We start from the raw sequence: 19956 nt of genomic DNA on the forward strand, positions 1-19956 counted from the left end.
TTTGCGGGGCATTTCGCGTGCATTAGGACAAAAATGCCGAATGTCGCCCCGTCAGCCCTGCAACTCCCGACCAGCGGCTATGCGAAAACGTCGGTTCTGCTGCGGCGCAGCATTGCCTATCTAGCGGTCATCGAAATACTGCAAATTGCGAAGGCAATCAGATGACCTACCAGAGCACCGCTCATCCCGCCCACTCCGTCTCACCCCTTGAAGGGCTACGGCGCGCCGGCGCTGGTCTGCGCCGCTTTTTCGCGGGGATCGGCCATGGCATCATGATGGGCTCCACCGCCCAACGCCGTTTTGAACAGGTCCAAGGCCTGCAAGCGAAAAGCGACGAAGAACTGGCCGCCATGGGCATCAAGCGTGACGACATCGTTCACCACGTTTTCAAAGACCTCTACTACATCTAAGACGACACGGACCGGGGCCAAATCGCGCCCCGGTCCCGTCTCGGCTTGACAGCGACGAGCGGCCAAGCCAACGCTGCGCCCATGTTGGATATACGACCTGTCGGATATGTCGTGGGCCTTTTGGTGGCCGTGCTTGGCCTTGCCATGATCATCCCGATCTTGGTCGATCTGGCCGAAGGCCGGGGCCAATGGTGGGTCTTCGTCGAAAGCGCACTGATCACGACGCTTGGCGGCGGTATGATCGCCCTTGCCAGCGCCAATGGGGTCCGCGAAGGGCTCACCATCCAGCAGACATTCATGCTTACCACCGGCGTCTGGTTGATGCTTCCACTGTTCGGAGCCCTGCCGTTTGTTTTGGGCGCGACCGACGCCAGTGTCACCGACGCGATATTTGAAGCCATGTCAGGTTTGACAACCACGGGGGCGACAGTGCTTACGGGGCTGGAAGAACTGCCCAAGGGGCTGCTGATCTGGCGCGGTATCCTGCAATGGTTGGGCGGCATCGGTATTGTCGTGGTCGCCATGGTCTTCCTGCCCGAACTGCGGGTCGGGGGTATGCAGATCTTTAAATCCGAGTCCTTTGACACCTTCGGGAAGATTCTGCCGCGCGCAGGGCAGATCGCGACGCAAATCTCGGTGATCTACCTCTGGCTGACGCTGGCCTGTATGCTGAGCTATCTTGCCCTTGGCATGACCACCTTTGATGCCACGGTCCATGCGCTGACCACGGTGTCGACCGGAGGGTTCTCCAACTATGACGCGTCGTTCAGCACCTTCTCTGGCCCGGCTGAATATGTCGCTGCAATCTTTATGATCCTCGCGGCGCTGCCTTTCGTGCGTTACGTGCAATTGATTAACGGCAACCCCGTGGCGTTGCACCGCGACCCGCAGGTGCGCGGCTTTCTAATGACCGTGACTTTTCTGGTAGTGATCGTTTTTTTCGTTCTGCGCAGCGGCACGACCTATGATTCCGAGCAGGTCTTGCGGGAGGCGATCTTTAACATCACCTCGATCATCTCGGGCACCGGCTATGCCTCGGCGGATTATATGCAATGGGGCAGTTTTGCTGTGGCGCTGTTTTTCTTCATTGGCTTGATCGGCGGCTGTGCGGGGTCCACCACCTGCTCGATAAAAGTCTTTCGCTATCAACTGCTCTTTGCCTCGATCCGCGCGCAGCTGCGGCGGATCCGTTCACCGCACGGCATTTTTACCCCACGCTACGATGGCCGCCCCGTGGGGGCGGACGTGCTGAGTTCGGTCATGTCGTTCTTCATGTTTTTCGTCGTGTCGCTGGGGTTGATCTCGGTCGCGCTCAGTCTCACAGGGCTGGATTTCGTCACCTCAGTCTCAGGCGCTGCGGCTGCGCTGGCGAACATCGGGCCGGGCTTGGGGCCCATCATTGGCCCGGCAGGGAATTTCAGCAGCCTGAACGACACGGCGAAATGGATACTCATCATCGCCATGTTAATCGGGCGGCTGGAGCTCATGGCGGTCTACGTCATGTTCACCTCTAAATTCTGGCGCGCCTGAAACGCGAAAGGGCGGCACCCGTGGCGCCGCCCTTTGCATGAGGTCAGTGAACGGGCGCAAAGCTGCCCGCCCGCATCTACTCCCAGCAGCTTACCAATACGGTCATGCCCTGCGCGCGCAGCGTGAGGTCACGTGGGGCGATAGGGCCGGCGGCCCCCTGCGCCATCTGGCCGCCCAGACCGGCGCTCTCCGCCGCTTTCAGGATCACACCACCGTCGAGGGCAAAGCTCACGTCTTCGGGCAACTTGCGGTCCCCGTCGGTGCGGGGGAGCAGCATGCCGACGACATGGCCCCTCTCGTCAAACACCGGCCCACCGGCATCTCCGGGCTGGGCCTTCACGGAGAGGCGCTTGAGAGTTGCATCGCCGTTCAGCCCCTTTAGGTCCGAAAGCGCGCCGAAGGTAAGCGTCGCCGCGCTCAGCACCCCTTCGTAAGAGTAACCCGCGACAGAGATTTCCGATTGTAGGCGCGGCGCGGCGTTGCCGAATTCGGCCACGGCGAGAGGGGCTAGACGGCTTTCAGGTTTGAGCAACGCAAGGCCGCGCGCCTCATCCGTGGCGACCACGGTCGCATCCGTATCAGCGTCCAGCGTCACACGGGAACAGGAGGCGACCACTTCGCTTGTGGTCACGACCGAGCCATTATCATCGATGAAAAAGCCACTGCGGGCGATCTTGGGTTGGCGGATTTGCAGACCCGCGACCAGATCGATCGCCTGTGCATCGCTATTGCCTGCGGCGGCGTCCAAGACGTTGGGAAGGCGTGTCAGGCTTTTGGACATTTCCGCTAATACGCGGCGACGGCGGTCTTCGTCTCCCGCGGGCCAAATCAGGGTAAAGCCTTTGATCTCCCCATTTTCAAGCGAGACCTGCGTCTGGCTGATGATGCTGCCGTTTTCACCGATCAATTCAAAAGAATTGCGCTTGCGCTCGCGTGGGCCATCCAGCGGGACGATCTCAAGCGTCTGCATGATGTCATAAAGGCCGTAGAGCGTGTCTTGGTTGCCCGACTGGCTGATCAGCAGGACCCGCGCGCCGAGATTGCCGCTGGTGTCGTAATGCGCAAAGGGCGGCTCGTAGCGGGCGAATTCAACCTCGGCGGTGGGCATCATAATCTCGATCCCGGCCTTCTCATCACGCACCATTTGCAGTCCCAAACCGTCAAGCACCGCGTTATACTGCGCAATCAGCGCGGCACGCTGCCGGGTGGTCAGCACGCCGGTCTGGTCGTAGCCGTTTGCCGCCTGCCATGCCCCCATCGAGGCGCGGGTGCCGCGGCCAAATGCGCCATCAATCGAGGCGTCGTAAAAACCGGCCCATTGCAGGGCGATCTGGAGGTCTTTGCGCTCTTGAGCCGTAAGCGCGCGTTCGGTGCGACGGGCCTCTGCCGGGGTCTCATCCGGTTCTGGCGGCTCGGGCGCGGCGGCGGTTTCGGGCTCGGCCTCAGCGACCTCTGTTTCAACTTCACCTTCGGCCTCAGCCTCAGCCGGGGTGGTGGGGTCCAGCGGGGTTGTGGTGACTTCGGGTGTGGTGGTCTCGGAGGCTGTTTCGGTCTCGTCGCCAGTCTCGACACCTGCGGGCGCGTCGATTACCCCAGTTTCAAGCACATTGGCACCCACGGGCCAGAACTGCTGACGAAAGCGATCTGACTGCTGGATGAAACTGTCACGCGGCACCAGACCGTCGCGCACATAGCTGCGCAACACCAGTTCCGCATCCGCGCGGCGGTAGGGGCCAACGGCGATGCCATACCAGCCGCCACCCAAGGAGAAACCGTTCACGTCATCCAACAGGGTTTCATAGGCGCGCGCACGATCTGTGGCCTCTGCCAATGACGGTTGCGCTTCGATCTGTACCCAAACGACATCCTCTGCCGATTGCGCCCGTGCAAGCCCGGCCCAAGACAGGCTCAGGGCCAAAAACATCGCCACGGGGGCAAAAAGAAATCGCTTCATCGTCACTCAACTCTCGCAAAACCAAATCCGAGCCAGATTACGCCGGAAAGCGGCGCAAATGCCATGGCAAAGGCGGCGAATTTCTCACAAAGCTGCGATTGACCCCCATGGATTGCAGACGTAGGAAAGGCGCGCATCATTAAGGGGCAATCACCATGTCTGACGCGGCGCAGAAACCACGCTCTTTTCAAGAGATCATCCTTGCATTGCAGAGCTATTGGGCGCGGCAGGGCTGCGCGATCCTGCAACCCTATGACATGGAAGTGGGCGCTGGCACCTTTCACCCGGCCACCACGCTGCGCAGCCTTGGTACACAGCCCTGGGCCGCGGCCTATGTGCAGCCTTCGCGCCGCCCTACTGATGGGCGCTATGGTGAGAACCCCAACCGCTTGCAGCACTACTATCAGTATCAAGTGCTCATCAAACCGAGCCCGCCCAACCTGCAAGAGCTGTACCTCGGTTCGCTTGAGGCCATCGGCATCGACATGGCGCTGCATGACATCCGCTTTGTCGAGGATGACTGGGAAAGCCCGACGCTGGGCGCGTGGGGGCTGGGCTGGGAGGTCTGGTGCGACGGTATGGAAGTCAGCCAGTTCACCTATTTTCAGCAGGTCGGCGGCCACGACTGCCACCCCGTCTCGGGTGAGCTGACCTATGGGTTGGAGCGTTTGGCCATGTATGTGCTGGGGGTCGATCACGTGATGGACATGCCCTTCAACAGCCCCGACGCGCCGATCCCGCTGACCTATGGCGATGTGTTCAAACAGACCGAAGAGGAATTCGCGCGCTGGAACTTTGACACCGCTAATACCGAAGTGCTGCTGGATCAGTTCAATGAGGCCGAGGCACATTGCCAGTTCATCCTCGAACAGCCCGTCGAAGATCCAAAAACCGGCAAGCGCATTGTCATGGCGCATCCGGCCTATGACCAATGCATCAAGGCCAGCCATATCTTCAACCTGCTCGACGCGCGCGGCGTGATCTCGGTCACCGAGCGGCAGGCCTATATCGGGCGGGTGCGGGCCTTGGCCAAACAATGCGCCGATGCCTTCGTGCAGACCCGCGCAGGCGGTTGGACGCCTGAAGCGGAAAGCGCGGCATGAGCGGCAAGGTTGTCGGTATTGTGATCCTTGTTTCTGCGCTGGTCGCCGGGGCTGCCCTTTATTATTTGCAGGTCTACGGCTTTTATCACGAGGTGCCCGGGGCCAAGGTCGAACTGGTCTCGCTGACCTCGCAGGAGGCGGAAGAGATCGCCGCGAGCAACCTGCGGGCCATCGACGCTGACAGCTCTCCGATCCGGTTCCGCGCTTGTTTTGAGCATGACATCAGCCTTGCCATGGCAACCGAGACCTATGAGATGACCAATCACACCGATCCGCGTAACGCGCCGGGCTGGTTCGATTGTTTCGACGCTCCGGCCATCGGGGCCGAGATTGAGGCTGGCACCGCGCTGACCTTCCTTGGCGGCAAGAACGTGCATTACGGCGTCGACCGGATCGTGGCACTGACCGACGACGGGCGCGGCTATGTCTGGCACGAGCTTAACGACTGCGGTGAGAAGTCATATGATGGCACCGTGGTGGGCGAAGCCTGCCCGGAGCAGCCTGCGAACTAAGCTAAGAATGGTTCCGCGCAGAAAATAGCGCGGAACCTTTTGCCCGCGCCGAACGCTTATTCTCCATTAGAATGGGGGCACGGGTGACAGACAAATCACATGAAGGACTGAAGTGGGTAATGCGAGCGGGCTACGGCGCGCGGGGCGTGATCTACTCAATCGTCGGCGGGCTGGCCTTTTTGGCGGCCTTCAAATCAACCCAAGCCTCAGGCACCAAAGACGCGCTGGCGGCCCTTCGTGATGAGCCCTATGGCGTGCCCGCCCTATTCGCTATCGGACTGGGACTGTTGGCATATCTGGTTTGGCGCGTGGCAGCCGGTGTGAAAGATGTCGAAGACCATGGGACCGACCTGAAAGGCATTGTCGCGCGGTTGGGGCAGATCACAACCGGCCTGATTCACGGCGGCATCGGTATCGCTGTCTTCGCATTGGCACTCAGTGGCAAGAATTCGGGGGGGGACACCACGCAGGACTGGACGCAAAAGTTGATGGCAATGCCGGCTGGGCGCTATATCGTCGCTGCTGGCGCTCTCATTTTGCTCGGCGCGGGGGTCTATTACGCCTATAAGGGCTGGAGCGGCAAGTATAAGGGCCATCTGGCGCGCACCCAATTCACCGAAAGCATTGATCCAATCGTGACCGTGGGCCTTGTGATCTATGGCATCATGCTCGCCCTTGTGGCCTTTTCGCTGGGCTATGCAGCACTGACCGCCAACCCCGAACAGGCGGGCGGTTTGGGCAAGGCGCTGCAGGACCTGCGCGGTATGGCCTTTGGGCGATTCCTCCTAGGCGGGGCAGGGCTGGGGCTGATCGGCTTTGCGGTTTATAACTTTGTCGAAGCGGGTTACCGCGTGGTGCCGAAATTCTCCGATCCCGATATCCGCACCTTGTTGGATTAAACGCTAGGCGGGGGGCTAGACCCTCCGCCTAGCACTCGTTATCCAAGCCCCCGATGAGACGCCGCCGTCGCGGCAAGAATTGGGGGCCGCCCGTGCCAGATCTGCTGATTGAACTTTTCTCCGAAGAAATTCCTGCGCGGATGCAGAAACGTGCTGGTGAAGACCTGCAAAAGCTGGTGACAAACGGTTTGGTCGAGGCCGGTCTGACCTATGGCTCCGCCGCCGTATTCACCACCCCGCGCCGGTTGACGCTAGCACTTGGCGACATGCTTGCCGCCAGCCCGCGGCAGGTCGAAGAGCGTAAAGGCCCGAAAGCCGACGCGCCCGAAAAAGCCATCGAAGGGTTTTTACGCGGTGCCGGTCTGACCCGCGATCAGCTCGAGGAACGCGACACGCCCAAAGGCAAGATCCTCTTTGCCAAGATCGAAAAGCCGGGTCGCCCGGCGGCTGAGATCGTGGCAGAGGTGCTGGAACAGACCATCCGCAATTTCCCGTGGCCGAAATCGATGCGGTGGGGCACGGGCAGCCTCAAATGGGTCCGCCCGCTGCATTCGATCCTCTGTATCATCAGCGATGAGGCCGGGGCCGAGGTCGTGCCACTGACAGTAGACGGCATTGAGGCTGGCAACACCACACGCGGCCACCGGTTCCTTGCACCGGACGAGATCGAAGTCTCGGGATTTGAGGACTACCAAACCAAACTCGCCCGCGCCCATGTCGTGCTCGACCCCGCCGCGCGGGCCGATACGATCTGGCATGACGCCACCAACATGGCCTTCGCCGCCGGATTGGAAGTAGTCGAAGACGCAGGGCTTCTGGCCGAGGTCGCCGGATTGGTGGAATACCCCGTCGTGCTGATGGGCCGCATCGGCGAAGATTTCTTGGGCCTGCCGCCCGAGGTGCTGCAGACATCGATGAAAGAACACCAGAAGTTCTTCTCGGTTCGCAATCCGAAGTCTGGCCAGATTGAACGCTTCGTCACCGTCGCCAACCGCACCACCACCGATGATGGCGCGACGATCCTTGCGGGCAACGAAAAAGTGCTCGGCGCACGGCTGTCGGATGCGAAGTTCTTTTGGGACAACGACCTGCGCACCGTGACCGCTGAGGGCGCCATGGAGACTTGGGTCAAGGCGCTGGAAAACGTCACCTTCCACAACAAGTTGGGCACACAGGCCGAGTTGATCGACCGGATGGCGACCCTGTCACGTGAGCTTGCGCCTTTGGTCGGGGCTGACGCCGAGGAGGCCGAGAAGGCAGCGCGCGTCGCCAAGGCAGACCTCAGCTCCGAGATGGTCTACGAGTTCCCCGAATTGCAGGGCCTTATGGGCAGCTACTACGCGCGCAAGGCTGGACTGTCAGACGCCGTCGCCGATGCGGCCAAGGATCACTACGCGCCGCTGGGACCGTCTGATGATGTGCCGACAGCGCCGGTTTCCATTGCCGTGGCGCTGGCTGAGAAGATCGACAAGCTGACTGGGTTCTGGGCGATTGATGAGAAGCCCACCGGGAGCAAGGACCCCTTTGCGCTGCGGCGTGCGGCTTTGGGTGTGATCCGGATTTTGGTGGAGAACGATGTTTCTTCAAGCTTGATTCCGGTTTTGCGCCACGGTGTTGGCCAATACCCAATTGCGAAGACCGACGAGGTTTTGGACGCCTTTGCAAATCTTTTCCGCGAGATATCAAAGACTGAAGACTTTTGCGGCCAAGATGCACGCGCCGCCCTCTATCAGGCAAAGTATCAACTGGAGAAAGATATAAGCCCCAAGATTATCGATGAGAGTACCTCAGAGCTGATAGATGAGTTGATCGAACATTACTCGAGCTTTCCACTATCTCATGCTTCCGACATCGCGGAGTACGATGGTGAGACTGCTCAAGACGATATTGCGAACGAGATTTTCCCCAAGGGCAATAAGCGGAAGAAGGCAAGCAAGGGGCGTAAGGCGGTTCGCGCAACTAATCAGTTGCATCACGGTATCCTCTCCTTCATTCACGACCGTCTCAAAGTCTACCTCCGCGACCAAGGCATCCGCCACGACGTCATCGACGCCTGTATCGCCATGGACGGCAGTGACGACCTGACCCTCTTGGTCAAGCGCGCCCGCGCCCTGTCGGAGACGTTGAAAACCGACGACGGCGAGAACCTGATCCAAGGCTTCAAACGCGCCAACAACATCCTCAGCCAAGCCGAAGAGGCCGACGGCGTGGAGTACTCCTTCGGCGCTGATCCGAAGTTTGCCGAGACGGAGGCCGAGAAAGACCTCTTCGCCGCGCTCGACAAGGCCGAGGCCAAGATCACCCCGGCGATGGCAGAGCAGGATTTCTCCACCGCGATGGCGGCGATGGCCGAATTGCGCGGACCGATCGATGCGTTTTTTGAGGCGGTGCAGGTCAATGCCGAGAACCCCACGGTGCGGCGCAACCGGCTTAATCTGCTGAGCCGCATTCGCACGATCTGTAGTGCCGTGGCGGACTTGACTAAACTGGACGGCTGACCGCTGAGGGGGCGAGATCACTTGCCCCTTCTGCCTCAACCCCTATGCTGCACCGGAACGATTAAGGTGCCGCAGTGCAGAATGATCCCCATACCACGCTGGTGACCCCCACCGCGCCGATTGCCAATACCACCCACGGCGGGCGGGCCAAATGCCTGCAACGTCTAGTGCGGCTCGACCTGCCGGTGCCACGGACCATTGCGCTGTCCTTTGACGCGGTGCAGCAGATCGCGCGGGGGCAGATGCCTGATGTGCAGGGAGTGGTCGATCAGTTCCCCAAAGGGGCGCTTCTTTGTGTGCGGCCCTCCAGCCAAGACCCTGATTGGGGCGGGCCGGGGGCGGTGTTGAACATCGGGATCAACGATGCGCTCTTTGAAAGCTACGCGGGCACCATCGGTGAAGGCCCGGCAGCGGCGCTTTATTCGCGGTTCGTGCAGTCCTATGCGGTCAATGTCGCGCGGCTGGATCCGGATATGTTCGACGATGTGAACGGCGATGGCCGCGCGGCGCTGATGGCGTCCTTGCGCGCTTACGAGGCCGAGACGGAAGAGCGTTTCCCCCAAGACCCGGCGACCCAGCTTGCCGCTGTGCTGCGCTCCATGGCGCGGGCGTGGAACGGCACCTCCGCGCGGCTGCTCCGGCAGGCTAAGGGCGCGCCTGCGGATGCGGGGCTGGGGCTGGTGGTTCAGGAAATGGCCTTTGGCGTGGGGCAGGGTCAGTGCGGCTCGGGTGTGTTGCAACTGGTCGATAGCGATACCGGCCTGCCACAGATCACCGGGCGATACCTCAGCCAAAGCCAAGGCCGCGATGCGTTGGAGGGTGATGCCGCAGCGATGTATCTCACCCGCGATCCGCGCGGTCCGTCGTTGGAAGAACTGGTGCCTGAGGCTTTTGCTGAGCTAAAAGAGCACGCGGCGCTGATGCGCAGACGTCTCCGAGCCGAGATGCAGGTCGAGTTTGTGATCGATCAAGGCAAGCTGCATATTCTGGATGGGGTGAAAGTGGTGCGCTCCTCTCGCGCGGCGGTACGGATCGCCGTGGCGCTGGCGGATGAGGGGATCATTAGCCGCGAAGAAGCCCTGATGCGGGTGCAGCCGCGCACGCTGTCGGAACTACTCCACCGTCAGGTTGACCCAAGCGCCAAACGTGACGTGATCGGGCGCGGCATCGCCGCCAGCCCGGGTGCCGCGACGGGGCGGATCGTCTTTTCGGCCAGCGACGCGCAGGCCAGCGCCGCGCGGGGGGAGCCTTGCATCCTTGTCCGGCGCGAGACGTCGCCTGAGGATATTCGCGGCATGCATGCCGCTGCCGCCGTGCTGACCGAACGCGGCGGGATCACCAGCCATGCGGCGGTGATCGGGCGCGGCATGGGGTTGCCCTGCGTCGTCGGTGCGTCGAACATGCGCTTTGTCGTGACCCAGCGGCAGATCATCGCCCCTGACGGGCGGGTCTTTGTCGAAGGGGATCAGATCACCGTCGACGGCTCGACCGGGCAAGTCTTGGCCGGGGCGGCCAAGATGCAGGAAGCCGCACTTGATGATACTTTCACACGGTTGATGGGCTGGGCCGAGGATGTGGCCGACATCGGCATTCGCGCCAATGCCGACACGCCAGCCGATGCGCAGACCGCGCGCAATTTCAACGCCCATGGCATCGGCCTGTGCCGGACCGAGCATATGTTTTTTGAGCCCGGTCGCCTGACGGTGATGCGCGAGATGATCTTTGCCGAAAGCGGCGAAGACCGCCGCGCGGTGTTGGAGCGTCTGCTGCCCATGCAGCGCGATGATTTCACTCAGCTTTTCCGCATCATGCAGGGCCAACCCGTCTGCATTCGCCTGTTCGATCCACCGTTGCATGAATTTCTGCCCTCTGACAAAGCCGGACAACGCGAACTGGCCGAAGCCCTTGGGCTGCAGATGTCGGATGTGACGCGGCGCGTGGCGGCGATGACGGAATACAACCCGATGCTGGGCCTGCGCGGCGTACGTCTCGGGGTCACGGTGCCGGAGATCTACGAAATGCAGGCCCGTGCGATCTTTGAAGCGACCATTGAGGCCAGCCGGGATGGGGAGCCTGTGGTGCCGGAGATCATGATCCCACTGGTCAGCGCCCGGCGTGAGGTGGAACTGGTCAAGGCGTCGGTCGATGCGATCGCCGCTGCTGTGCGCAGTGAGCGCGACGCGAGCTTCACTTATCGTCTCGGCGTGATGGTCGAGACCCCGCGCGCCTGTTTGCGTGCCGAGGAAATCGCGCCGCATTGTGCCTTTCTCAGTTTTGGGACCAACGACCTCACGCAGATGACCTATGGATTGTCACGCGACGATGCGGGGCGTTTCATGTCGAATTACGTCCAGCAGGGGGTCTACCCCGAGGATCCGTTCCACGTTTTGGACACCGATGGGGTGGGGGAATTGCTGCAACTTGGCGCGGCGCGGGGCCGTAAAGCGCAGCCCGGGATCACTCTTTCGATCTGTGGCGAGCATGGCGGCAACCCCGAATCCATCGCATTTTGCCGCGAATCGGGCTTCGATTACGTTTCCTGCTCGCCGTTTCGCGTACCGGTTGCACGTTTGGCCGCCGCCCAGCTCGCCATCGCCCACAAGATCGGGTAGGAACGGCGGGCTCTGGCCCAACTTATACCATAATTCGGCGGGTTTCTGCACATAATGTCCGGTTGGGTTTACCACCGGGAACCTTTTGGCTATCCGCCCCGCAGCCCTAACAATGATGCGAGGCGCATAATGCGTTTTATCCGGTCGATCTCTTTTGCGCTTTCCGTTGCTCTTTGCAGCGCTCCCTTCGCCGTTCAGGCCAGTTCTGAAAGCGCAAGCGATCTTGCGCAGATCGAAATTCAAGGTCTGAAGTCTGCAGGCGCTGCCCGTCTTCAAGAAATGGTCGCACAGCCCGCTTCGGCCAGCGAGACGGATGTGAAATTCTCCAAAGCTTGGATCGACAGCCAGCCGAAAGCCGAAGGCAGCGCCGAGTTGCAGTGCCTTGCCGAAGCGCTTTACTTTGAAGCGCGCGGTGAGACGGTCAAAGGCCAGTTCGCCGTGGCCGAAGTGATCATGAACCGTGTCAAATCCGCCCGCTTCCCCGGCACGCTCTGCGGCGTGATCAACCAAGGTACGGGCCGTAAGTATCAGTGTCAGTTTACCTATACCTGCGATGGCAACAAAGAAGTCATCAACGAGCCGCGCGCCTTTGCCCGTGTCTCTAAAGTAGCCCGTGCGATCATCGAGGGTACCGCGCCCAAGCTGACCGATGGCGCGACCCACTACCACACCACCGCCGTGAACCCCAATTGGGCGCGGGTCTATACCAAGACCGCACGGATCGGGCAGCATCTCTTCTACCGCCACACGTGGAAAACCGCCTCAAACTGAGGGCAGGGTACGCAAATGCTTTCGGGTGCTGGCCTGCCGTCGGTGGGCCTGCTAGATGTGCACCAAAGCGCCCCCGGAGGGGCCAGTTACCCTGATCCGATAGGCGCTGCCGATGTCCGACGAAATCCGACTTGCCTTTGCCCACCCCTCTGAGCGGGCCGAGACCATGGCCGGCCCCGAGCCGCGCGACCGTATTTCCCTGCGTGATCATATCATTGAGGTCGAAATCGGCGCTTTTCAGGCCGAGCGGGATGTGACGCAGCGGGTCTGTTTTAATGTGGTCGTCGAGGTGGCCCCCCTCACGGGGGCCGTTGACGATGACGTGGACCGCATCCTTTCCTATGACCGCGTGACCGAGGCGATTGCGGCGGAACTTGCTGCCGAGCGGCTCAATCTGTTGGAAACGCTGGCCGAACGGGTGGCTGATCGAATCCTGATCGAGCCGCAGGCGATGCGGGTCTTCGTGCGGATCGAGAAACTGGACCGTGGCCCGGGTGCTCTTGGGGTTGAGATCGTACGCGCGCGGGGCGGCGATAGCGCGGCGCAGGAGCCCGCCATTGAGACACCGCAGCCGCGCGTGGTTTACCTTTCCAATGCGGCGATTACGTCCCCTTGGCTGCCCGCATGGTTGGACCAGTTGGAAGCCGCAGCAGAGCCCGTGATCCTCTGCGTCGGTCCGCCTGCCACTGCCGCGCCGCAGGCCGGTCAAGCGAAAGCGCAGCACCATATCGACCTTTTGGCGATTGAACAGAATGCGTGGATGCTTTCCGCCCGTGATCCCCGTTGCGTAGTCGTTGGCAGTCGGACTGAGTTGGACTGGGCGATGAAGAACGGGCAGCTAAGCATCTGGGCCCCTTCGCGCATCGTCCTTGATGCCGTCGACGGCCCCGCCGCCGCGCCGAGTGACGCACCTGCCTTAGCGGCATGGTTCGCGGTGAGCTCTGGAGCGACGGAACTGGTGTTGATCGGCGCAGAGTTGCCCGAGAGTGTAGAATTGCCCACGCGGGTTCTTTCCGTCGACAGCGCGGAGACCGTTTGATGACGGACTATTATCGACCACTCGTTCAAATCGGCCCTGCGCGGCCTCAGGAGGCTCAAACCCTTGCCGGGGGTTGGGGTTGGTTCACCCATGTTGAGGTGCTGGCGCGCGCGCGCGCACCGCAGGTGATAACGGCTAAGGACTTGCCCATTGAGGCGCTAGAAGCGTTGACCGCAGCGCGCAGACCCATCGCCGGGCTCACTCTCGACCGCCCGCGTGTTATGGGCATCCTTAACGCCACGCCTGACAGCTTCTCTGATGGTGGCCGCCACGCCGATCCGCAGGTCGCGGTAGCGGCAGGCGTGGCGATGCGCGCGGCTGGGGTCGATATGCTCGACGTCGGCGGGGAATCAACCCGCCCCGGCGCTGAGACGGTCCCCGAAGACAAGGAAATCGCGCGTATTGTGCCGGTCATCGAAGGGCTGCGCGCTGCCGGGGCGGGGGCGATCAGCATCGACACCCGCAAGGCCGCTGTGGCCGAGGCTGCGGTGACGGCTGGGGCGGATTTAATCAATGACGTGGCTGCCTTGACCTTTGATCCGGCCCTTGCGCCCTTCTGCGCCGCGCGGGGTCTCCCGGTCTGTGTGATGCACGCCCAAGGTGACCCGGCCACGATGCAGCGCGACCCGCGCTATGATGACGTGCTGCTGGATGTCTATGATTATCTGGCCGAGCGGATCACAGCGCTGGAGGCGCAGGGCATCGCGCGCCATAACATCCTCGCCGACCCCGGCATCGGTTTTGGCAAGACGTTGGAGCACAACCTCGCGCTGCTCTCCCGTTTGAGCCTATTTCACAGTCTGGGCGTGCCGGTCTTGCTGGGCGCCTCGCGCAAACGGTTCATTGGCACGATTGGCGGCGGTGCGGCGGGGGAAGACCGCGCTCCGGGGTCTATCGCCGTGGCGTTGGCAGCATTGAATCACGGAATCCAGTTCTTACGCGTCCATGATGTGGCGCAAACCATTCAGGCAATTGCGCTTTACCGTGCAGCACTAGCAGGAAAACAATTATGACAAAACTTTTTGGTACAGACGGCGTGCGTGGCACGGCCAATATCCACCCGATGACTGCGGATATGGCGCTGCATATTGGTGCTGCAGTGGGGCGCTATTTCCGCCGCGAGAAAGACGCAGTCCACCGCGTGGTCATCGGAAAAGACACCCGGCTTTCCGGCTATATGTTTGAAAACGCGCTGACTGCAGGGCTGACCAGCACGGGGATGAATGTGCTGCTGCTGGGCCCGGTCCCGACGCCTGCGGTTGGGCTTTTGACCCGCTCCATGCGGGCCGATTTGGGGGTCATGATTTCGGCCAGCCACAATCCGGCCAATGACAATGGCATCAAATTCTTCGGGCCGGATGGGTTCAAGCTCTCCGATCAAGTCGAGCAGGAGATCGAGGCATTGGTCGCCGAAGGGGTGGAGCCTACGGCCCCCGCGAAAATCGGGCGCGCCAAGCGGATCGACGACAGCCGTTACCGTTATATCGAACGGGTTAAATCCTCATTCCCGCGCCAGATGCGTCTTGATGGGCTGAAGGTTGTAATCGATTGCGCCCATGGGGCCGCCTATCACGTGGCGCCCATGGCCCTGTGGGAATTGGGCGCGACCGTGATCCCCGTGGGCGTGGCGCCCAATGGTCTGAATATTAACGACGGCTGTGGCTCGACCCAGCCCCAGTCTGCAGCCGAGGCGGTGGTGGCCCATGGGGCGGACCTGGGGATTTGCCTTGATGGCGATGCGGATCGGGTGATCTTGATCGACCAGAACGGCCGCATCGGTGACGGCGATCAGTTCATGGCACTGATGGCGGCGCGATGGGCCGAGGAAGACCGGCTTGCCGGCAAGGCGCTTGTGGCCACGGTGATGAGCAACCTCGGGTTGGAGCGGTTTTTGGATGATCGCGGTCTGCGGTTGGAACGGACCGCTGTAGGCGACCGCTATGTGGTGGAACGGATGCGCGAAGGGGGCTTTAACCTTGGTGGGGAGCAGTCTGGCCATATCGTCATGACTGATCATGCGACCACGGGCGATGGCCTTATGGCCGGGATGCAGTTTCTGGCTGAGATGGTCCGTTCGGGCAAACCTGCTTCGGAACTGCTCTATCAATTCGACCCTGTGCCACAATTGCTTAAGAACGTGCGTTTCTCGTCGGGTCAGACCCCGCTGGAGGACACACAGGTCAAGGCCGCCATCGCACAGGCTGAGGCCGAGCTGGCCCAGAGCGGGCGGCTGTTGATCCGCAAGTCAGGCACCGAGCCCTTGGTCCGTGTCATGGCAGAGCACGAAGATGCGACGCTGATGGAGCGTGCCGTGGACAGTGTGGTCGATGCGGTGAACGTGGCGGTGGGCAGCTAGGCTGCCTCAGGCGCGTCGGAACAGCCGTGTCAGCGCGCCATATTGGCTGAGCCCTACCCCGGCGAGAATCAGAACCATCGCATAGAGCAGCGACATCGGGAGCGGCTCTGACAGTACCAGCGCACCCAGAAGGACCGACCAAACCGGAACTTGGTAATTCACCAGGGACATGAAGACCGGCCCAGCGGTGCGCACCACATAGACCCGCAGGAAAGCTGCGCCTGCTGTAGGGACGAGGCCAAGAAAGGCCAACACACCCAATATTTCAGGCGCGGGCAGGGGCGGCGGGCCTTCGCTCAGAAAAGCGGCGGGCAGCATGATACTGGCGCCGATCAGCATCAGGATTGTGGCCAATCCGATCGGGTCTACCGACGGCAGGCGGCGCATGAGGATCGAGCTGATGGCATAGCACGATGCCGCGCCGACGCAGGCGATACGCCCCGCAGTCTCCATCGCGGCACCCGTGCTTTCAAAGGCCTGGCCGCCGATCAGCACCACCACGCCGACAAAGCCGATGACAAACCCGCCAATTTTGCGCGGGGTCATCCGTTCGCCCGGTAATAAGAAATGTGCCATCGGCAGAACGATCAGCGCGACCGAAGCCATGGTCACCCCGGCAAAACCAGAGGTCACATATTGCTGACCCCAAGCCAGCAGTGAGAATGGCAGGGCCGAGCTGATAATGCCGATAGTGATCAGGGTCGCGATGTTCCCGTGGGTGGGGCGCTCGGTAAAAAGCGCAAAACCTCGCACGGCCCATAGCGCAAGCATCACCACCGAGGCAAACCCGATCCGAGAGGCGGCGAGCCAGAAGGGCGTGATGCCGGTAAGGGCAATTTCGATGGCCAGAAAGGTGCCACCCCAGACAAAGCCCAGAATGGCGATCAACAGCCAGCTGGTGCGGTTGATCTGAGGCGTGGTGTTCATCGGGGCTCCGTCGTAAAGGCAAAGACCCCGGCGCGAGGCCGGGGTCGATGTCGTCTTCTCTATAGGTGGAAATGGCTCAGTTCTTGGCCTTGTCCACCATCTTGCCTGCGGAAATCCACGGCATCATCTCACGCAGCTTGGCGCCGACCTGTTCGATGCGGTGCTCGTCGTTGATGCGACGGGTCGCTTTGAACGAGGGCTGGCCCACGGCGTTTTCTTGCATGAAGTCGCGCACGAACTTGCCGTTCTGGATGTCCGTCAGCACGTCTTTCATGCGCTTCTTGGTCTCGTCGTAAGGCAAGATGCGGGGGCCTGAGACATATTCGCCATATTCCGCCGTGTTCGAGATCGAGTAGTTCATGTTGGCGATGCCGCCTTCATAGATCAGGTCGACGATCAGCTTCACTTCGTGCAGGCACTCGAAATAGGCCATCTCAGGGGCGTAGCCCGCTTCGACCAGTGTCTCAAAGCCCATGCGGATCAACTCAACCAGACCGCCGCAGAGCACGGCCTGCTCACCGAAGAGATCGGTTTCGCATTCTTCGCGGAAGTTGGTCTCGATGATGCCCGAACGGCCGCCACCGATGGCGGAACAATAGGACAGGCCGATTTCCAGCGCCTTGCCGGAGGCGTCTTTGTCCACGGCCACGAGGCAGGGAACGCCGCCGCCTTTGGTGTATTCGCCGCGCACGGTGTGGCCGGGGCCTTTGGGGGCCATCATGATCACGTCGACGCCTTCTTTCGGCTCGATCAGGCCGAAGTGAACGTTCAGGCCGTGGGCGAATGCAATGGCGGCACCCTCACGGATATTGTCATGCACGTATTTCTTGTAGGTTTCAGCCTGAAGTTCATCGGGCATGGTGAACATGATCAGGTCGGCCCAAGCGGCAGCCTCGGCGATGCCCATGACCTTGAGCCCTTCGCCTTCGGCCTTTGCGGCGGATTTAGAGCCTTCGCGCAGAGCGACGACGAGGTTCTTGGCACCGGAATCGCGCAGGTTCAGCGCATGGGCGTGGCCTTGGGAGCCGTAGCCGAGGATCGCTACTTTCTTGTCTTTGATGAGGTTCACATCGCAGTCACGGTCATAATAAACGCGCATGATATTGTCCTTTGGTTGATCTCTATCTGGGGTTCACCATAGCGATGTCGCGTCTAGGAACCATTGTCATCGCAGAGGTATTTGTGAAAGAATGAAGATAGTTATTCGCCTGACGACGCAAAAATGGAAAAATCATGCTTGATGATCTGGATCGCCGTATTTTGCGCTATTGGCAGGCGGAGCCTAGCCTCAGCCCCGGCGAGTTGGCGGAGCGGTGTAACATCACGGCAGGCAAGGCCGCGCGGCGGATTGCGCGGTTGCAGGATCAGGGGATCGTGCAGGGCAGCGGGGTGGTGATCGATTGGGCGGCGCTTGGCTATGCCTTGGAGGTGTCCTTGCGGGTAACGCTGGACAAGACGCAGGCCAATGCCTTCGACATATTCATGGCAGAGGCGCGACAGGTGCCTGAGGTGATCGAGCTTCAAACGTTTCTGGGCCGGGTCGATCTGCGGTTGTCGATTATCGCGCGGGACATGACACATTATCAGCAGATATACCGCAGCCGTATCCTCACCCTGCCACATATCGCCGAGATTGAGGCCTTGATGCATGTAGCGCGGATCAAGACGCAGGAGGGGCTGCCGCTGTGATTGAACTTGATGAGATTGACCGATCGTTGCTGCGCGCCTTGGCACGCGATGCGACGCAGAGTGCGAGTGCCTTGGGGCGGCGGTTTGGTCTGTCGCAGCCTGCAACGTGGCGGCGCATCAGGCGGTTGGAGGGGGGTGGCGCAATCGTCGGGCGGCGGTTGCGGCTGAATGCCGAGGCTTTGGGATTTGGTGTGACCGTTTTCCTGGGCATCAAACTGGCCACGCGGGGGCGGGTGAGTTTGGAGGATTTCGAGCGGGCGGTGAGTGCTATTCCCGAAGTGCAAACGGTTGAACATGTATTAGGGCTTTTCGACTATCGGTTAAGAGTCGTGGCGCGCGACCTGCCGGATTTTGAACGTGTGCTCAGGCGGCGCATCATGACCCTGCCCGGCGCGGGGGAGGTGGAGGCCAATGTGCTTTTGAGCGAAGAACGTTTGCCGGGGCCGCTTTAGCCGTCAATTGCCTTTTGTGGCGGCGGGCCATATGCCTTTGATCGAAAGATGGAGGAAGAACGATGGCATTGCTCGACACGGTAGACCCTACAGGGCTTGATGAATTCAGCGTGGTTTTCACCGACCGTTCGCTCAACCACATGTCAGCAGAGTTTCAGCAGGTCATGCGCGACCTCTCGGACTGGCTGGGCGAGGTTTATAACGCCGATGCCGTGGCGCTGGTGCCCGGTGGCGGCACCTATGCGATGGAAGCCGTGGCGCGGCAGTTTGCGCGGGGCCAAGACGTGTTGGTCGTGCGCAACGGGTGGTTTTCCTATCGTTGGAGCCAGATCATCGAAAGCGCCGATCTGACCAAGAGCGCCGAGGTGATGAAGGCACGGATGCAGGGCAATGCCAGCCCCGCCCCCTTTGCGCCTGCGCCGATCGACGAGGTCACTGCCGCGATCCGCGAACAGAAGCCGCAGGTGGTCTTCGCGCCGCATGTCGAGACCAGCTCGGGCATGATCCTGCCTGATGACTATATCGAAGCGATGGCCGCGGCGGCGCATGAGGTCGGCGCGCTGATGGTGCTCGATTGCATCGCCTCGGGCTGTGTCTGGGTGGATATGAAGGCGCTTGGCGTCGATGTGCTGATCTCGGCACCGCAGAAGGGGTGGAGCGCGTCGCCTTCCGCTGGGCTGGTGATGATGTCCGCGCGGGCGGAGGCGCGGTTGAACGAGACCACATCGGATAGTTTCGCCATCGACCTGCGCAAGTGGCGTGACATCATGAAAGCCTATGAGGCGGGGGGGCATGCCTATCATGCGACCATGCCGACGGATGCGCTGCGGCTGTTCCGTGATACAGTGAAAGAGACCCGCGATTATGGGTTTGACCGGTTGAAAGAAGCGCAGTGGCGATTGGGTGAAGCGGTGCGGCAGGCTCTGGCGGCGCGCGGGGTGACTTCGGTCGCGGCAGACGGGTTTGCCGCACCGGGCGTGGTGGTTGGCTATACCGCCGATCCGGATGTGCAAAACGGCAAGGCTTTTGCCGCCAAGGGAATGCAGATCGCAGCAGGCGTGCCGTTGCAGGTGGGAGAGCCGGATGATTTCCGTACATTCCGTCTGGGGCTGTTCGGGTTGGATAAGCTTTATGATGTTGACGCGACCGTGGCGCGGCTAACGGCTGTGCTCGACGAGGTTTTGTAAGACAGGCTGCGCCGCGC

Annotated in this window: 17 protein-coding genes; 14 read left to right on the plus strand and 3 right to left on the minus strand. The window is 61.2% G+C overall.

Features of this window, described 5'->3' with window-relative positions:
* Positions 1 to 161: 161 nt before the first annotated feature.
* Complete coding sequence (locus K3759_RS05350; protein ID WP_067262845.1) at positions 162 to 410, plus strand: hypothetical protein; 249 nt, start codon at positions 162 to 164, stop codon at positions 408 to 410.
* A gap of 81 nt (positions 411 to 491) precedes the next feature.
* Entirely contained in the window at positions 492 to 1940 is a 1449-nt protein-coding gene (locus tag K3759_RS05355) for a TrkH family potassium uptake protein (protein ID WP_259984697.1), read from the plus strand.
* A gap of 76 nt (positions 1941 to 2016) precedes the next feature.
* On the opposite strand, the gene K3759_RS05360 is transcribed toward K3759_RS05355, so the two are convergent.
* A complete protein-coding gene (locus K3759_RS05360; RefSeq protein ID WP_259984700.1) occupies positions 2017 to 3894 on the minus strand; it encodes a serine protease in 1878 nt (625 codons plus the stop codon).
* Between the two features lie 155 nt (positions 3895 to 4049).
* On the opposite strand from K3759_RS05360, the gene K3759_RS05365 reads away from it, so the two are divergent.
* From K3759_RS05365 to glmM, 9 genes are all read left to right on the plus strand, one after another.
* A complete protein-coding gene (locus K3759_RS05365) occupies positions 4050 to 4997 on the plus strand; it encodes a glycine--tRNA ligase subunit alpha (protein WP_259984702.1) in 948 nt (315 codons plus the stop codon).
* Positions 4994 to 5509, plus strand: coding sequence for a DUF6446 family protein (locus tag K3759_RS05370; protein WP_259984705.1), 516 nt, complete (start codon positions 4994 to 4996; stop codon positions 5507 to 5509). The genes K3759_RS05365 and K3759_RS05370 overlap by 4 nt, the downstream gene beginning before the upstream one ends.
* A gap of 83 nt (positions 5510 to 5592) precedes the next feature.
* Positions 5593 to 6408 carry a DUF1206 domain-containing protein gene (locus K3759_RS05375; protein ID WP_259984707.1) on the plus strand — a complete coding sequence of 272 codons (816 nt, stop codon included), beginning with the start codon at positions 5593 to 5595 and terminating at the stop codon, positions 6406 to 6408.
* A 92-nt stretch (positions 6409 to 6500) separates the two neighbouring features.
* Positions 6501 to 8906 (plus strand): glycine--tRNA ligase subunit beta, encoded by a 2406-nt coding sequence (gene glyS, locus K3759_RS05380; RefSeq protein ID WP_259984709.1) that lies wholly within the window; start codon positions 6501 to 6503, stop codon positions 8904 to 8906.
* A gap of 74 nt (positions 8907 to 8980) precedes the next feature.
* The gene (locus K3759_RS05385) at positions 8981 to 11518 is read left to right on the plus strand and encodes a pyruvate, phosphate dikinase (RefSeq protein ID WP_259984711.1); all 2538 of its coding nucleotides are present in this window, start codon (positions 8981 to 8983) and stop codon (positions 11516 to 11518) included.
* Positions 11519 to 11647: 129 nt separating this feature from the next.
* The gene (locus K3759_RS05390; RefSeq protein WP_259984713.1) at positions 11648 to 12289 is read left to right on the plus strand and encodes a cell wall hydrolase; all 642 of its coding nucleotides are present in this window, start codon (positions 11648 to 11650) and stop codon (positions 12287 to 12289) included.
* Between the two features lie 112 nt (positions 12290 to 12401).
* Positions 12402 to 13328 carry a dihydroneopterin aldolase gene (locus K3759_RS05395; RefSeq protein WP_259984715.1) on the plus strand — a complete coding sequence of 309 codons (927 nt, stop codon included), beginning with the start codon at positions 12402 to 12404 and terminating at the stop codon, positions 13326 to 13328.
* The gene (gene folP, locus K3759_RS05400; protein WP_259984717.1) at positions 13328 to 14341 is read left to right on the plus strand and encodes a dihydropteroate synthase; all 1014 of its coding nucleotides are present in this window, start codon (positions 13328 to 13330) and stop codon (positions 14339 to 14341) included. Before K3759_RS05395 ends, folP begins: the two co-directional genes overlap by 1 nt.
* Positions 14338 to 15684, plus strand: coding sequence for a phosphoglucosamine mutase (gene glmM / locus K3759_RS05405; RefSeq protein ID WP_259984719.1), 1347 nt, complete (start codon positions 14338 to 14340; stop codon positions 15682 to 15684). Before folP ends, glmM begins: the two co-directional genes overlap by 4 nt.
* A 6-nt stretch (positions 15685 to 15690) precedes the next feature.
* Here the strand turns inward: glmM and K3759_RS05410 are convergent, their stop codons facing one another.
* On the minus strand, positions 15691 to 16611 hold the full coding sequence (locus K3759_RS05410) for a DMT family transporter (RefSeq protein ID WP_259984721.1): 921 nt from the start codon (positions 16609 to 16611) through the stop codon (positions 15691 to 15693).
* A 76-nt stretch (positions 16612 to 16687) separates the two neighbouring features.
* Entirely contained in the window at positions 16688 to 17710 is a 1023-nt protein-coding gene (gene ilvC, locus K3759_RS05415) for a ketol-acid reductoisomerase (protein WP_243262673.1), read from the minus strand.
* Positions 17711 to 17844: 134 nt separating this feature from the next.
* On the opposite strand from ilvC, the gene K3759_RS05420 reads away from it, so the two are divergent.
* The 3 genes from K3759_RS05420 (at position 17845) to K3759_RS05430 (ending at position 19939) form a co-directional block, all read left to right on the plus strand.
* Entirely contained in the window at positions 17845 to 18300 is a 456-nt protein-coding gene (locus K3759_RS05420) for an Lrp/AsnC family transcriptional regulator (RefSeq protein ID WP_259984725.1), read from the plus strand.
* On the plus strand, positions 18297 to 18752 hold the full coding sequence (locus K3759_RS05425) for an Lrp/AsnC family transcriptional regulator (protein WP_259984727.1): 456 nt from the start codon (positions 18297 to 18299) through the stop codon (positions 18750 to 18752). Before K3759_RS05420 ends, K3759_RS05425 begins: the two co-directional genes overlap by 4 nt.
* 62 nt (positions 18753 to 18814) lie before the next feature.
* On the plus strand, positions 18815 to 19939 hold the full coding sequence (locus K3759_RS05430) for an aminotransferase class V-fold PLP-dependent enzyme (RefSeq protein WP_259984729.1): 1125 nt from the start codon (positions 18815 to 18817) through the stop codon (positions 19937 to 19939).
* The last annotated feature ends 17 nt before the right edge of the window (positions 19940 to 19956 follow it).

Source organism: Sulfitobacter sp. W027 (genome assembly GCF_025143985.1).
Taxonomy (GTDB): Bacteria; Pseudomonadota; Alphaproteobacteria; order Rhodobacterales; family Rhodobacteraceae; genus Sulfitobacter.

Bases quoted from the DNA above. Each gene is read 5' to 3' on its own strand.
- K3759_RS05370 (WP_259984705.1), top strand. From the start codon at position 4,994: ATGAGCGGCAAGGTTGTCGGTATTGTGATCCTTGTTTCTGCGCTGGTC.
- K3759_RS05395 (WP_259984715.1), top strand. From the start codon at position 12,402: ATGTCCGACGAAATCCGACTTGCCTTTGCCCACCCCTCTGAGCGGGCC.
- ilvC (WP_243262673.1), bottom strand. From the start codon at position 17,710: ATGCGCGTTTATTATGACCGTGACTGCGATGTGAACCTCATCAAAGAC.
- K3759_RS05350 (WP_067262845.1), top strand. From the start codon at position 162: ATGACCTACCAGAGCACCGCTCATCCCGCCCACTCCGTCTCACCCCTT.
- glmM (WP_259984719.1), top strand. From the start codon at position 14,338: ATGACAAAACTTTTTGGTACAGACGGCGTGCGTGGCACGGCCAATATC.
- K3759_RS05390 (WP_259984713.1), top strand. From the start codon at position 11,648: ATGCGTTTTATCCGGTCGATCTCTTTTGCGCTTTCCGTTGCTCTTTGC.
- K3759_RS05365 (WP_259984702.1), top strand. From the start codon at position 4,050: ATGTCTGACGCGGCGCAGAAACCACGCTCTTTTCAAGAGATCATCCTT.
- K3759_RS05355 (WP_259984697.1), top strand. From the start codon at position 492: ATGTTGGATATACGACCTGTCGGATATGTCGTGGGCCTTTTGGTGGCC.
- K3759_RS05420 (WP_259984725.1), top strand. From the start codon at position 17,845: ATGCTTGATGATCTGGATCGCCGTATTTTGCGCTATTGGCAGGCGGAG.
- folP (WP_259984717.1), top strand. From the start codon at position 13,328: ATGACGGACTATTATCGACCACTCGTTCAAATCGGCCCTGCGCGGCCT.
- K3759_RS05430 (WP_259984729.1), top strand. From the start codon at position 18,815: ATGGCATTGCTCGACACGGTAGACCCTACAGGGCTTGATGAATTCAGC.
- K3759_RS05360 (WP_259984700.1), bottom strand. From the start codon at position 3,894: ATGAAGCGATTTCTTTTTGCCCCCGTGGCGATGTTTTTGGCCCTGAGC.
- K3759_RS05410 (WP_259984721.1), bottom strand. From the start codon at position 16,611: ATGAACACCACGCCTCAGATCAACCGCACCAGCTGGCTGTTGATCGCC.